The sequence below is a fragment of the Ruminococcus sp. genome (genome assembly GCF_016287535.1).
Classification (GTDB): domain Bacteria; phylum Bacillota; class Clostridia; order Oscillospirales; family Ruminococcaceae; genus Ruminococcus.
This window is the reverse complement of the sequence record NZ_JAEFAJ010000043.1, coordinates 1-13,924: the sequence shown is the minus strand read 5'-3', so window position 1 is coordinate 13,924 and position 13,924 is coordinate 1. Positions and strand designations below refer to the sequence as shown.

At 47.3% G+C, this 13,924-nt stretch carries 9 protein-coding genes; 5 read left to right on the top strand and 4 right to left on the bottom strand.

Features of this window, described 5'->3' with window-relative positions; genetic code table 11:
* Positions 1-99: 99 nt before the first annotated feature.
* Positions 100-1,215, top strand: coding sequence for a class I SAM-dependent RNA methyltransferase (locus QZZ36_RS12550; RefSeq protein WP_295082234.1), 1,116 nt, complete (start codon positions 100-102; stop codon positions 1,213-1,215).
* A 51-nt stretch (positions 1,216-1,266) separates the two neighbouring features.
* A complete protein-coding gene (locus QZZ36_RS12545; protein WP_295082232.1) occupies positions 1,267-1,923 on the top strand; it encodes a phosphoribosyltransferase family protein in 657 nt (218 codons plus the stop codon).
* Positions 1,924-1,943: 20 nt separating this feature from the next.
* Here QZZ36_RS12545 and QZZ36_RS12540 read toward each other — a convergent pair whose 3' ends face one another.
* The 3 genes from QZZ36_RS12540 to QZZ36_RS12530 all read right to left on the bottom strand — a co-directional run bounded on the left by QZZ36_RS12540 (position 1,944) and on the right by QZZ36_RS12530 (position 5,256).
* A complete protein-coding gene (locus tag QZZ36_RS12540) occupies positions 1,944-3,650 on the bottom strand; it encodes a dockerin type I domain-containing protein (protein ID WP_295082229.1) in 1,707 nt (568 codons plus the stop codon).
* A gap of 264 nt (positions 3,651-3,914) precedes the next feature.
* On the bottom strand, positions 3,915-4,367 hold the full coding sequence (locus QZZ36_RS12535; RefSeq protein WP_295082226.1) for a DIP1984 family protein: 453 nt from the start codon (positions 4,365-4,367) through the stop codon (positions 3,915-3,917).
* A gap of 142 nt (positions 4,368-4,509) precedes the next feature.
* Complete coding sequence (locus QZZ36_RS12530; RefSeq protein WP_295082223.1) at positions 4,510-5,256, bottom strand: glycosyltransferase; 747 nt, start codon at positions 5,254-5,256, stop codon at positions 4,510-4,512.
* Between the two features lie 683 nt (positions 5,257-5,939).
* Between QZZ36_RS12530 and QZZ36_RS12525 the strand changes: the two genes are divergently transcribed.
* From QZZ36_RS12525 to QZZ36_RS12515, 3 genes are all read left to right on the top strand, one after another.
* Positions 5,940-8,468, top strand: a complete 2,529-nt coding sequence (locus QZZ36_RS12525) for a glycoside hydrolase family 9 protein (RefSeq protein ID WP_295082220.1) — start codon at positions 5,940-5,942, stop codon at positions 8,466-8,468.
* 292 nt (positions 8,469-8,760) lie between these two features.
* Positions 8,761-11,847 carry a glycoside hydrolase family 9 protein gene (locus QZZ36_RS12520; RefSeq protein ID WP_295082217.1) on the top strand — a complete coding sequence of 1,029 codons (3,087 nt, stop codon included), beginning with the start codon at positions 8,761-8,763 and terminating at the stop codon, positions 11,845-11,847.
* A 143-nt stretch (positions 11,848-11,990) separates the two neighbouring features.
* Positions 11,991-12,992, top strand: coding sequence for an Mbeg1-like protein (locus tag QZZ36_RS12515; RefSeq protein ID WP_295082214.1), 1,002 nt, complete (start codon positions 11,991-11,993; stop codon positions 12,990-12,992).
* A 141-nt stretch (positions 12,993-13,133) separates the two neighbouring features.
* Here QZZ36_RS12515 and rplA read toward each other — a convergent pair whose 3' ends face one another.
* A complete protein-coding gene (gene rplA, locus QZZ36_RS12510) occupies positions 13,134-13,829 on the bottom strand; it encodes a 50S ribosomal protein L1 (protein ID WP_024861795.1) in 696 nt (231 codons plus the stop codon).
* Between the last annotated feature and the right edge of the window lie 95 nt (positions 13,830-13,924).

Genomic DNA, 13,924 nt, shown 5'->3' with positions numbered 1-13,924 from the left:
AGCGGCTGGCGGTGACGCTTCAGGCGGCGGCGCGGCGGCTGGCGGTGACGCAGGCGGCGCAGCAGGCGGATTCGCTGAATATTGATAAAAGGTGATACTTTGAGCAATAACATCAGATTATGCTGTCCATGCCATTTTGGTCTGGAAAGCGTATTAAAATATGAGATCCAGAAAATCGGCGGTACTGACCTGAAGGTCAGCGACGGAAAAATAAGCTTCACGGGTGACGGAAATATCCTCGCCCGTGCCAATATCTGCCTTTCAACGGCAGAAAGAGTCCTCATAGAACTGATAGAGTTCAGGGCTACGACCTTTGAAGAACTCTTCCAGGGCGTCAGGGCGGTAGAACTTGAACGCTATATCGGTCCCAAGGACGCATTCCCGGTAAAGGGCTATTCTCTTAATTCAGCCCTTCACAGCGTTCCAGACTGCCAGTCAATTGTCAAAAAGGCTGCTGTGGAACGCCTTAAATCCAAATACGGTATAAACTGGTTCGACGAAACAGGTCCGACAGTACAGATAAAGTTCAGCATATTAAAGGACGTAGTTTCACTCTACCTTGATACCAGCGGCGTCGGTCTCCACAAGCGCGGATACAGACGCAATTCAAATGCAGCTCCGATAAAGGAGACTCTGGCAGCGGGCATAATCGACCTTGCCCGTGTACGCCCTGACTCTGTAGTATGCGACCCGTTCTGCGGCAGCGGCACTCTTCTTATAGAAGCCGCTCTGAAAGCGCTTCGCATCGCTCCCGGTATAAACAGGCGCTTCGCCGCTGAAAAATGGAGCACCGTTGATGACCGTATATGGCAGGAGGAGCGCAAAAGAGCTATCGATAATGTTGACAAGTCTGCCGAATTCCACGGTATAGGCGCTGACATTGACGACGCTGCCGTTGCTCTGACTCTTGACAACGCTCATAAGGCAGGCATCAAGTCAAGGCTGACCATAGAACAGGCTGACATTGCGAACTTCGTTCAGCCGTCAGACTCAATAGTTATATGCAACCCGCCCTATGGCGAAAGGCTGCTCGAACTCCGTGAGGCTGAGGATATCTACCGCAAAATGGGAAGAGTCCTCGGAAAAGGCGGCAGCAGACAGAGCTACATCATCTCCCCTCACGAGGAGTTTGAAAAGTTCTTCGGAGCAGAGGCGCATAAGCGCCGCAAGCTCTATAACGGCATGATTAAATGTCAGCTGTATATGTATTTCTGACAAAAAAGCTCCGTATATGCGGAGCTTTTACTTTAACAGGTGGTGGGTAAAATGAAATATCCATTGAAAAGAAAGCTCCTGCACTTGTTCTTTCCTTCGCGCTGTCCGTTATGCGGAGAGCTTATAGGAGCTTTTGACCGTTTCTGCGCCGGCTGCGCTGACAAACCCGTAAGATATGAAGGAAATTTCAGCATTGAAGGAACTGACAGCTTCACGGCTGCTTTTGAATATGATGACAATATAAAGCCAGCTGTTTTCCTGCTGAAAGACGGTATCTGCGGCAATGCCGCCTATGCTCTCGGCGGCGCTCTTGCAGACAGGCTCAGAGGAAACGGTACCGACAGCGATATAGACATCATAGTACCAGCGCCGATGTACAGGTGCGACGTAAGAAAACGCGGCTTCAACCAGTCTGCTCTCATAGCGGAAGAGGTCGGAAGGATACTCGGCATACCTTCCGATCGCAGTGCAGTTGTAAAAACACGTCCAACCCATACTCAGAAAGGTCTGCGCGGCAGAGAAAGAAAAGTAAATCTGAGCAATGCCTTCTCGGCTTCAGACAGACTAAAAGGCAAACGCGTCCTTTTAGTGGACGATATATGCACTACAGGCAGCACTCTCCGTGAGGTCGCTGCCGCAATAAAAAAAGCAGGCGCTGCTTCAGTACACTGCGCCTGCTGCTGTAAAACGATCTCCCACAAAGACTGAGCTCTGTGGGAGATATTTTTTTATCCGTTCCGCTTTTTGATGAACTGCGTCAGCGCCATCGGCGAGTTGTTTCCTGATACATAAGCATAATACGCAAGTATCAGTGACGCATCTACCGCGTCGATAACACCGTCGCCGTTAACGTCAGCTGCAACCACCTGATGAGAATCCTCAAATGTTGTAGGCTCTCCGATGGAAAGTGCAGCATACTCCGCGAGGACCATTGATGCGTCAACAGAATCTATCATTCTGTTATTGTTTACATCTCCGAGAGCATAAGGCGGATTCTCAACAACTCTGATGCTTCCGACTGCTACGCCCTTGGTGAAGATATAATCGGTCATCGCCTTACCTTCATCATTATACTCGATATTCATGAACAGCGGCTTTTCACCGTACTTTGTAGGTCCTATCTCAAAATTGAAGATATCTCCTACCTTGCAGTCCTTGGGGAGAGTGAAATCAACAGTCCACATAAGGCCGTCCTTACCTGCATTGTTTCTGCCGGCTGTAACAAGTGTTATGAAATCGCCGGTATCACCTTCACCCTGTCCGCAGGTGAGCTTTGAGATAGCGGGGCCTCCGCAGGCTTCTCCTACCTGCATACGGTCATCATAATAGAGGTAAATGAGCGTATTGCAGTAGCGCTGGTTCGCACCGTCCACGTATATCTCAACTGTCTGTGTATTTGTAAGCGCATCATTCAGGCATACTTCCGTATGGCTGAGGTGGAAAACAGGTTTTCCCTGTTCAGCCGGGGCATATGACACAGTAGAAGTCGTTGTTGTAACAGCTTCAAGAAGGTATGTATTCATACGCAGCTGTGTAGTAGTTCCGTCAACATTTCTGACTGATACCACCGGTATAAACGTCGTTTCAACTGTTGTGGTAGTTGCGGAAACATCTGATGTCACCGTTGTTGAAGAGGTAGTGCTTTCCGTTGTTGCCTCAGTCGTTGTTGTGGAAGTAACTGTTGTCTCAGGAGCAGAAGTTGTTGTTGTAACAGCTTCTGTTTCCGTGATGCTCTCAGTAGTAAGGGGAGCAGTTGAAGCCACGGTTGTGAGCTCCTCAGTAGTAGTTGTCGTTACAGGCTCAGTAACAGTCGTTACCGGCTCGGTCGTGGTCGTTGTAGTCTCAGTTGTGGTCTCGGCAGTTGTGGTCGTTGTTTCCACTCTCCACTCATCCGGGATAGGTCCGAGGCTCTTGAACTCGTAGCCGTACCTCTCGGCATAGGCCTGTGCGGTAGAGTTGTCGTAACCCTCGATAACACCGTAATATACCGGACCGCCGTCACCGCTGGACTGGTAGGAACAAATGGTATTTCCTCCATCATGTATCACACAGTAGGGATTGCAGATACGGACAGACTGAAGCTTGGTACACTTTGTAAACGCCTTGTCCTCTATCTCCTCGATCGCTTTGGTCAGGATTACCTCCTCGACCTCCGAGCCTTCAAAAGCTCTTTCGCCAACAATTGTAACGCTGAGTCCCTGCACTGTTGTAGGGATATAGATAACGCCTCTTGTTGTTCTGGCATCTCTTACTTCAACGTGATCCTTCAGTTTTGCATAGCTGATTCCGATCTCCATTACCTTGCCGGAATCCATCTCTATTGCCGGTCTTACTGTACTCAATGCCGCATATCCGCTTTTTACAGAGTTTGAAGGCAAAGTTCCGCTCAACATAAGTGCAGAAAGACATACGGCAGCTATTTTAGTGACTTTCATAAACACCTCCGAATTATAATAAAAATCATCCCGCTGCAGACTGTCTGCAGCTATTGTTCCTTTTTTCCCCGGACCGCTCCCTCGTCCCGTCAGTCAATGCTTGGTCATTAATGATAAGCGATAACAATACGTTTGTGCGATGTCTGAGCGTAACGATTATCAGGGACTTGAACCCTGTGCCGCTCCCGGCACCGCCAAACTTTATGCTTTCCTTGCGGAAAGACTTTTTTGCATTCGCCCTGCCGGTGACTACACCATATGAGCTCAGATGAGCTCAGTCGACCAGTTCAGCGCCTGTATCCGGTTATCGGTTATACGAAACTCCTTTGACATATCGTCTATCTTTTTCTGGAGTTTCCTGACGTCGACCGTGCTGAGTATTTTTATCTCGGTCATTCTCGCACGTTTCGCCGTCTGACTGGCATTGGAAACAATATCTTTATATACAGCGATCTTCTCCTTGAGAACATCTCTCGCGGCAATAAGCTCCGTAATACTTTTTCCTTCGGAAATAGTAACACAGTTTGTATGATTTATCCTGCGCATAAGCTCCTCAAGACGTGATAATGAACTGTCAAGCTCTTTCAGGAGCGCCTGCGGATCCTCTGCAGGCTTTTCATTTTCCTGTACTATCACGTTATTGATGAGCCTGCTTCTAAGCTGTTCGATACTTCTGTTCAGATCTGCCCGTTCCTGTAGTGCTTCTGCAAGTTTCATTCCATCACTCCATATTATTAAGATGTATTGCTAAAAGTGGAGAGCTGAAGAATATATGATTATGTGTCTGGTATTGCTTTTATCCTATATTTCTGTCAAGATCATCAGATCCTTCTCAACTCTGAACACTCAGATCATTCTTTCATTTCCTGTCATTATAGTCGTAAAACATTTCGTCTATGAGCTTGTCATAGTCGCTGCTGTCTCCCAAAGCCGCCTTAATCAGCGCACCTGCATTCCTGAATGCAAGTCTGAAATAAAGCCAATCCCCCATCTCATCAAACTTTCTCGTAGAGTTGATGAGGTAATTGTTTTTAAGACAGCCGTACTTTTTTCCCTCCTTTTTTCCGTATCTGCGGATATTTATTGCGGTCGCGATATCTTCTGCCGCTTTTTTCCCGGCGAATCCGCCGACTGCCTCGAAGGTCCTTTTCTCAGCCCAGAAAATACCGCAATACAATCCTGAAAGTTTAAAACCCAAACGACATATGATCTCATTTACCCTGATCGGGAACGAATAGCGCTCAAATCTTATAGGAGCACCGCCTCCGATATACTTTCCGCTGTTAAGTCTTCCAAGAACCTCGCGTATAGTATTTACGGTCATGCGGTTGTCACAGTCTATAGTGACTATGACTCTGCCCTTTGCAGCGCTTATCCCCGTATTTCTCACAGTTGCTATACACCTGCTCTCATCAGTTACCACTACGGCACCATTGGCAGCTGCAAGCTCTGCGGTACGGTCAGTACACCTGTTGCACACCACAATGATCTCAACGCCGCATTTTACGTGCTCTGCAGCACGCTTAACACTGTTTATGCACCTTACTACGTAGCTTTCTTCATTGTGAGCAGGAATTACAACTGAAACCGTTATATTATTTGACATTATGAACATTCCTTCCCCTTAGCGTGTTCACTTTTCCTATAAATTATACCACTTTTTTTACTACCAGTCAATAGTTTTTAGCTTTTAATACTATATTAAAAAAAGAAATTTATTCTATAGGGGTATATATTATCTGAATATTCTTTCGGCTAAAAACGAGCAAATCCACCATATTGCGTTGTTCTTCACCAAATTTATTTTTTTGACGAACGGCAAAAGCGATGAAAAATCTGACAAATGTCAAGGAGAAAAATCTGAAATTTTTATTAATAATTCAAAGTTTTATCTATTAGTCGCAGCTATTTTTGATATCTGCGCAACAAATGGTGAGCATGATCTATAATAGCAGCACTGCTGTTCTGTGGATTTTGATTACGTGTTATAATTTTTGGCTCATTTCCTTTTGTAAATTAACTTTTCAGCCTATTTAAATTTATTTTTTGACGAGAGAAAATTCAAGCCGTTTTTTGTACAAAATAACAGTCCGCGCTGCAAAAGTATATGGACCGGCAGCCTGAAGGCAATGTATTTCATTTATAAGCCCTGCTCCTCATTATTAATTATATTTTGTGAAAAATGTCTTTTTCGGCTTGACAAAACTGAGGTTTTAATGTATATTTAAGGTGTATAGGTACGGAGAGATACCGTGCCTGAAAATATTTAATACGAGAGGGGTATTAAACATGATAATAAACAAGATAACGGCAGCTGTTTCTGCTCTTGCCATGACCGCGGGCGTACTTACATACGTACCAAAGACAGGCATACAGGAAGAGCTTCCAAGGACAAACGCAGCTTCTTCCTATAATTACGCGGAGGCTCTGCAAAAGTCGATGTTCTTCTATGAGGTGCAGCAGTCAGGAAAGCTCCCGGACTGGAACAACGTAACATGGAGAGCAGACTCAATGGTCGATGAGAGCGGCAAGGAGACAGACGCCGTTCCCGGAGGCTGGTTCGACGCCGGCGACCATTTCAAGTTCACTCTGACGAACGCTTATTCTGCTTCACTCATGGCATGGGGCTATATCGAGTACAAGGACGCTGTTGACAATGCAGGTCTCGGCGAGCTTTACCGCAACAACCTGCAGTGGGGTCTCGATTACGTTTTAGCCTGCGACAAGGGCGGCGGAAAGATGATAGGCACTATCGGCGACTTTACAGGCGGCTCCACAGACCATAATATATGGTGCAGCGCCGAGGTATATCTCCGCAAGCATCATCTCAACAATGGCGACTGGAAACGTCCGAGCGATACTATATCCAACGCTTCCGTTGCGGCGCTCTCCGCAGCTTGTCTCGCAGAGGGATATCTTGTATTCAAGGACACCCAGCCCGACAAGGCGGCAGATTACCTGAAGCACGCAAAGGACCTCTTTGAAGGTGCTGACAAGATAAGAGCAAACAAGGACGTAGGCGGTATGTCAGGTATGTACAATACCTCCTCGTGGCTCGACGACTGTATGTACGCAGCAAACTGGCTCTACAGAGCTACAGGCGACAAGAGCTACCTTGACAAGATCGAAAAGGACTATATCCCCAACTTCCCGCTGGAGAACCAGTCCACAGACAGAAAGTATACATGGGGTCTCTGCTGGGACGACACCTCTCAGGCAGCAGCTCTCCTCTACGCTCAGAACACAGGCAGTCAGGAGTGGATTGACCACGTCAACCGTCATCTGAAATACTGGATGGGTGAGGATTCCAAGCCCTTTGAAGGAAGTATAACCTCCAAGGGACTCTCATGGCTCACCAACTGGGGCTGTCTCCGTCACGCAACAAATACCGCATGGCTTGCAAAGCTGGCAAGTGATACCATATTCAAGGACGACTCATCCCTCGCTTCAAAGTACAACACATGGGCTGACAAGCAGATGAATTACTGCTTCGGCGACAACGAGGAGGGCATAAGCTACGTTCTCGGCATGGGTTCCAAATGGCCTCAGGCTATCCACCACAGGACTGCTTCCGGTATCCACGATGACCACTGGAACGAGCTCGGACAGAAGTCCGGCGGCAACGAGGGCTGGCAGACAGAGTATGCTCATACTCTCTACGGCGCTCTCATCGGCGGTCCTGACAGCAAGGGCAGCTACGGCAATTATAAGGTATCAGACTATCAGTACACCGAGGTAGCTATCGACTACAACGCAGGATATACAGCTGCTCTCTGCGCTATGATCGCAGACAACGGCGGTTCTCCTCTTGCAGACTTCCCGCTTACCGAAACTCCCACATGGGACGAATGGCAGGTAGCCGCTGTTATCAACGGCTCCGGAAGCAGCTACACAGAGGTAAAGGCTTGGGCTATGAACCACACCGCATGGCCGGCAAGAGTTGCTGAGGATATTGAGTACCGCTACTACTTCGACGTATCAGAGGTGCTTGAATCAGGTCTTACAATAGACGATATCACTGTTGAAGGCAAGTCTCAGCAGTACGGTGAAGGCAAGCAGGGTCACGCAACAGTTTCGGGTCCCTATAAATACGAAGGTGACACAACCGGCAATACATACTACGCTCTTATCAAGTTCGACGACGGAAGAGCTATACAGCCTACCGGTCAGAGCGAGCACAGAGACGAGGTTCAGTTCAGGGTATCTATCCCCGACGGCAAGGGCGGCACATGGGATCCTTCCAACGACTGGTCATACAAGGGCGGTCTTGCAAAGGCTTCCGACCTCAAGAAAGCTGATTCGCTCAACAAGCAGATAACAATGTATGTTGACGGCGTTCTTGTATGGGGTACCGAGCCTGACGGAACAGAGCCTGCTCCCTATACTGTACCCGGGAGTAGCGGTTCAACCACAACGACCTCAGCAACCACAACAACCACAACTTCAACAACAACCACTACAACCACAACAACTACTACAACAAGTACAGCTCCCACTACTACAAGCACTACAAGCTATACTGACACGACTACAGAGACTACAACTACCAGCGGAGGCGGAGAAAATACAGATAGTGTTACCAAATGGGGTGACGCTAACTGTGACGGCGGTGTCGATCTGGCAGACGCTGTTATAATCCTCCAGTCACTCGCAAACCCGAACAAGTACGGTCTCTCCGGCACGGACGAACACCACATCACCGAACAGGGAGCCCTCAACGGCGACGTTTATGAGAACGGTACGAACCTCACCGCAAACGATGCGCTCAGCATCCAGAAGTTCTGCCTGAACCTCATAAAAGAGCTTCCTGAAAAATAAATAATTAATTCACAATTAAGAAATAAGAGGAATTTACTTTCCTCTTATTTTTTTTACATTTTTGTAAAATGTGTACAAATCTTTAAGAACCCCATTAGAGAAATACACGAAATTCCAGAAAACTATTTACTTTTTTTTTTCGATATAATATAATATGAGTGATGAATAGGCATCGGTGCAAGCTCCGCTGAGGAGAGCCTATTTTTCGCGGAATTCAAACAGATATAACCGCAATGTTTGCACTGACATTGCGTTATAAAATATCTTACAAAATATCAGGGAGGGTATTCAAATGCACAAGAAAACAAAGAAGATACTTGCCAGCGTTATGGCTCTGGCAATGTTCGCTCCGTCGACTGTTGCTTCACTCGCACCCATGACAGCTTCAGCTGGTCTGGTTGTCGGCGAAAGTGAATTCACACACAAGGCTCTGCCTTGGCACACTTGTGAGTCAAGCCCTGCAAAGCAGGATTTCGAGCTTACAAGTGATGGTACATTCCACGTAATCGTTAAGGTTGCTGAAGGCGCCGACAAGGAAAAGTGGGATCTCCAGGTAAGACACAGAAACCTCAACTTCAAGTCCGGTCACGAGTACAAGGTAAGCTTCAAGGCTAAGGCTAAGAGAGACGGTATGGAGCTCTGCTCAAAGATCGGTAACATCAAGGGTGACGAAGAGTATTTCGAGCTCGACGGTGAGTCCAACGATATGCACATGGGACCTCACATGGGTGGTAAGTGGCCGAATGCCGCTGTTAAGCTCACAACTGACTGGCAGACATTCGAGGGTACTTTCACTCCTACACAGGACCTCGAAGCTTGTGAGTGGTGCTTCCACTATGCAAAGGGTACTAAGTATCAGGGTAATGCACAGGAAGGCGACGAGATCTGGTTCGACGATATGGTAATCGATTGCGTTACCTGCGGCGACAAGGCTCCCGGAAAAGACTGCTGTAACTCAGATCCTAAGGAATCCTACGGTGCAACAAACCGTGACTACGCTGCTAACTATGATGATAACCTCATGAAGAACGGCAAGACCGTTAACTTCATCTCTGTTAACCAGATCGGTTACTTCACAGATTTCGCTAAGATAGCTACTCTCGGCGATAACAAGGGTGATATCCTTTACGGCGCTACAACAATCGACCTTTCAGGTACATATACATGGAACCTCGTTGACGCTAAGTCAGGTCAGGTCGTTGAGTCAGGCACAACAGGCGCTGTAACAAAGGACGCTGATTCAGGTGACTCTGTTTGCAAGATCGATTTCTCAAGCTTCAAGACTCCCGGCAGATACTACCTCCAGATCGACGGTAAGGACTGGAGATCATTCGAGTTCAATATCGGCGATGACATCTATTCAGATTCTTCACACGATATGCTCAAGAACGCTCTGAACTACTTCTATCAGAACCGTTCAGGTCTCGATATCGAAGAGAAGTACATCACTTCAGGCGATAAGAGCACTCTCGCTCATAAGGGCGGTCACAAGACTGATAAGGCTTACGTTCAGAAGGAATGGAAGAACGAGTACCTCAGCCCAACAGAGGCTACAAGCACTTACGCTTCATCAACCATCACAGCCAACAAGGGCTGGTACGATGCTGGTGACCACGGTAAGTACGTTGTTAACGGCGGTATCTCTGTATGGACTCTCCTTAACATGTATGAGAGAGCTTTACATAACGATAATACAGCAAAGAAGTTCGCTGACGGTTCAGGCGCAGTAAATATCCCTGAGAGCGGCGACTCAAAGAAGATCCCGGATATCATCGATGAGTGTCTCTACGAGCTCGAATTCATGACAGCTATGAAGGTTGATTCTTCAGAGCCTACATGGGGCAAGTATGCAGGCATGGTTTACCACAAGCTCCATGACCACAAGTGGACAGGACTTGCTACAAGACCTTGGGATTACGTTGACGAGTGGGAGACTGAGCGTATAGTTAAGCCGCCTACGTTCGCTGCAACACTTAACTACGCTGCTTGTGCTGCACAGGTAGCAAGACTTATAGAGCCTTATGATTCAGAGAAGTCAGCATTCTACCTCAAGGAAGCTAAGGCAGCTTATGAGGCAGCTGAGAAGAACTGGTATGAGGCAACAAGCTCAGAAGAGACAAACAAGACTTCTCTCTATGCTCCGTTCAACCAGGCTAAGGGCGGTGGTCCTTACGGCGATAACGAAGTAAAGGACGATATGTACTGGGCAGCTTGCGAGATCTTCGTATCTGCAAGCGCACTCGGCGATTCTGACGCTGATACATACCTCACCAAGCTTTCTGAATACAAGAACGCTTTCAAGATTCCTGAGAGAATCACAGGCGGTGAGAACCAGTCAGGTACATTCTCAGTTCTTAACTGGGGTAATACAGCTTCCGCTGGTTCGATCTCACTTCTCCTTAACAGCCAGTATCTCACAGATACTCAGAAGGATACACTGATCAAGTCACTCACTGATACTGCTGATGCATATATCAAGGAGGAAGAGACACAGGGCTACGGTATCCCATACAAGTATGACGGACCTGGCTACACTGATGAGAACAACCTCACATCTGATATCATCATCAAGGGTTATGAGTGGGGTTCAAACTCAATGGTTATCAACAACCTCATGGCTATGGCTTACGCTTATGATGTAACACAGGACGTTAAGTACATGAACGGTGTTCTTACTGGTATGAACTACCTCCTTGGCTGTAACCCGCTTTCATTCTCATATGTAACTGGTTACGGTACATACAAGGAAAAGAATCCTCACCACAGATATTGGTCTTACGAGCTCGATAAGACTCTGCCTATGGCTCCTGACGGAGTTCTTTCAGGCGGTCCTAACGCTGGTCTCCAGGATCCATATGTACGTGCTCTCGGATTCGTTCCCGGTAAGGAGGGCAACCCGTCACAGAGATGTTTCGTTGACTCAATCGAAGCATGGTCCACAAACGAGGTTACTATCAACTGGAACGCTCCTCTGGCTTGGATCGTTGAGTTCCTCCAGGATAAGGACGAGAAGTATGATATAAGCGATGGAAATGGTACAACAACATCATCAACAACTACAACCACAACTACGACTACAACTAAGGACACAACAACTACAACATCTACAACCTCAAACGGCGGTTCAACTACTGTTACTAAGTGGGGAGACGCTAACTGCGACGGTGATGTAGATATGTCAGATGCTGTTCTTATCATGCAGTCACTTGCTAACCCGAACAAGTATGGCATCGGCGGTACAGACGCTAAGGCTATCACAGCTCAGGGTCAGGCTAATGCAGATGTAGATACAAGCAGCGCAGGAATTACTGCTAACGATGCTCTCCGCATCCAGGAATTCCTCCTCCACAAGATCTCATCTCTCGATCCTACTAAGTAATTAGTAAATTATCAATAAAATAAAGCGGCGCTTCGGCGTCGCTTTGTTTTTCAGGAGGCGGTATTCTGGCTAATATACTTGACTATCTCGACTGGAGAGGCGATGTCCCCTTCTCCGCCGACCCTTTCAACGAGATCGACGGAATGATACTGTCACAGCTGTGCTACGTTCACCTTGAAGGTGTCGTTTCGGAAAGCTTTGACGAGGAGATCTCTATCCCCGACGCTTACCGTTTATACAGACCGGACGATATAGATGTGAACAAACGAATACTGACATTTGAGCAGGACAATATCCTTTTCAAAAAACTGGCTGAGTCACGGCGCTTTCGCGGTGCCGCCCTGCGCGGTTTTGTGAGCAGCATCGAAACTTCTGAGGATATGCAGTTTTCCGCACTCACCTACCGTCTTGACGATGAGAGCGGCTTCCTCGCTTTCAGAGGCACCGACGGCACAGTCGTGGGCTGGAAGGAGGACTTCAACCTCAGCTTCATGCAGCAGACAGCCGGTCAGGAACGCGCAATAGAATATCTTAACACCGCTTTCGCTAACGATGACAAGCCGATACGTCTCGGCGGTCACTCAAAAGGCGGCAACTTCGCTATATTCAGCTCTCTCTACTGTGATGAGAGCATACGCAGCCGTATAGTTAATATATACTCATACGACGGACCGGGATTCAGGAACGAGGTCATAGAGTCAGAGGTATACAACAATATGCTGCCTAAGATAAAATGCTTTATACCTCAGGTATCCATTGTCGGTATGCTTCTCGGCAATGCTTCCGAACCGAAAATAGTAAAAAACTCCGCTATCGGCATAAAGCAGCACTTCGCCTATAACTGGGAGCTGAAACGGAACCGCTTTCTGCTCACAGACAAGCTGAAAAAATCAGGCGATGTGATAAACAAGGCTATATCCGGTATGCTCGACGATTTCAGCGATGCAGAAAGGGAGATATTCACTGAATCTCTCTTTGAGATACTTCAGGCTCCCGATAAGGAAACGCTGAAGGAGCTCAATAAACTCAGGTCTTATCCGTCCATAATAAAGGCTTTCTCAAAGCTGAAGCCCGAACAGCAGGTTGTAATGAAGGATGCTTTCCGAAAAATAGCCCAGAACGGCAAGGGCGCATTCTTCAAATAAAAACAGGGTAAATAACATTTTAGGTGCCGGGCGTTTGCGTAATTGTCACCAATTGCGAACGCCATACCCCCAAAAATATACTCTAAAAACAAAAAAGGCTTCACGGAATGACCGTGGAGCCTTTAAATTTGCTATTAATAATCAGACACCGTACTTAGCTGTAGCAACCGGAACACCGGGGCCCATTGTTGAAGTAACTGTGCAGCTCTTGAGGTAAGTACCCTTTGCAGCAGCAGGCTTAGCCTTAACAACAGCTTCCATAAGTGTGTTGAAGTTCTCTTCGAGCTTTGCAGCGCCAAAAGAAGCCTTTCCGATAGGACAGTGAATGATGTTTGTCTTGTCGAGACGATACTCGATCTTACCAGCCTTAGCCTCTGTAACAGCCTTTGCAACATCGGGAGTTACTGTACCGGCCTTGGGGTTTGGCATAAGACCACGGGGTCCGAGAACCTTACCGAGACGTCCAACGAGTCCCATCATGTCAGGTGAAGCGATAACTACGTCGAAGTCCATCCAGTTTTCCTTCATGATCTTGTCAACGAGATCCTGACCGCCAACGAACTCAGCGCCTGCGCCCTGAGCTGCCTCATACTTGTCTTCCTTGCAGAATACGCATACACGAACAGTCTTACCTGTACCGTTAGGGAGAACAACAGCGCCTCTTACCTGCTGGTCAGCGTGTCTTGAGTCAACGCCGAGACGGATATGAGCCTCAATTGTCTCATCGAACTTAGCCTTTGCATTCTTGCAAACGAGGTCAAGAGCCTCTGTGGAATCATACTGCTTTGCATAATCAACAGCCTTTGCGCTGTCAACATATTTTTTGCCGTGTTTCATTATATTTCCTCCTATTTAAGTGGTAATACCGGGAGCTTATAGCTTACCCGATTAGCGGAATTTTCCTCCCACCAATAGAACTCTGAACGGGATAA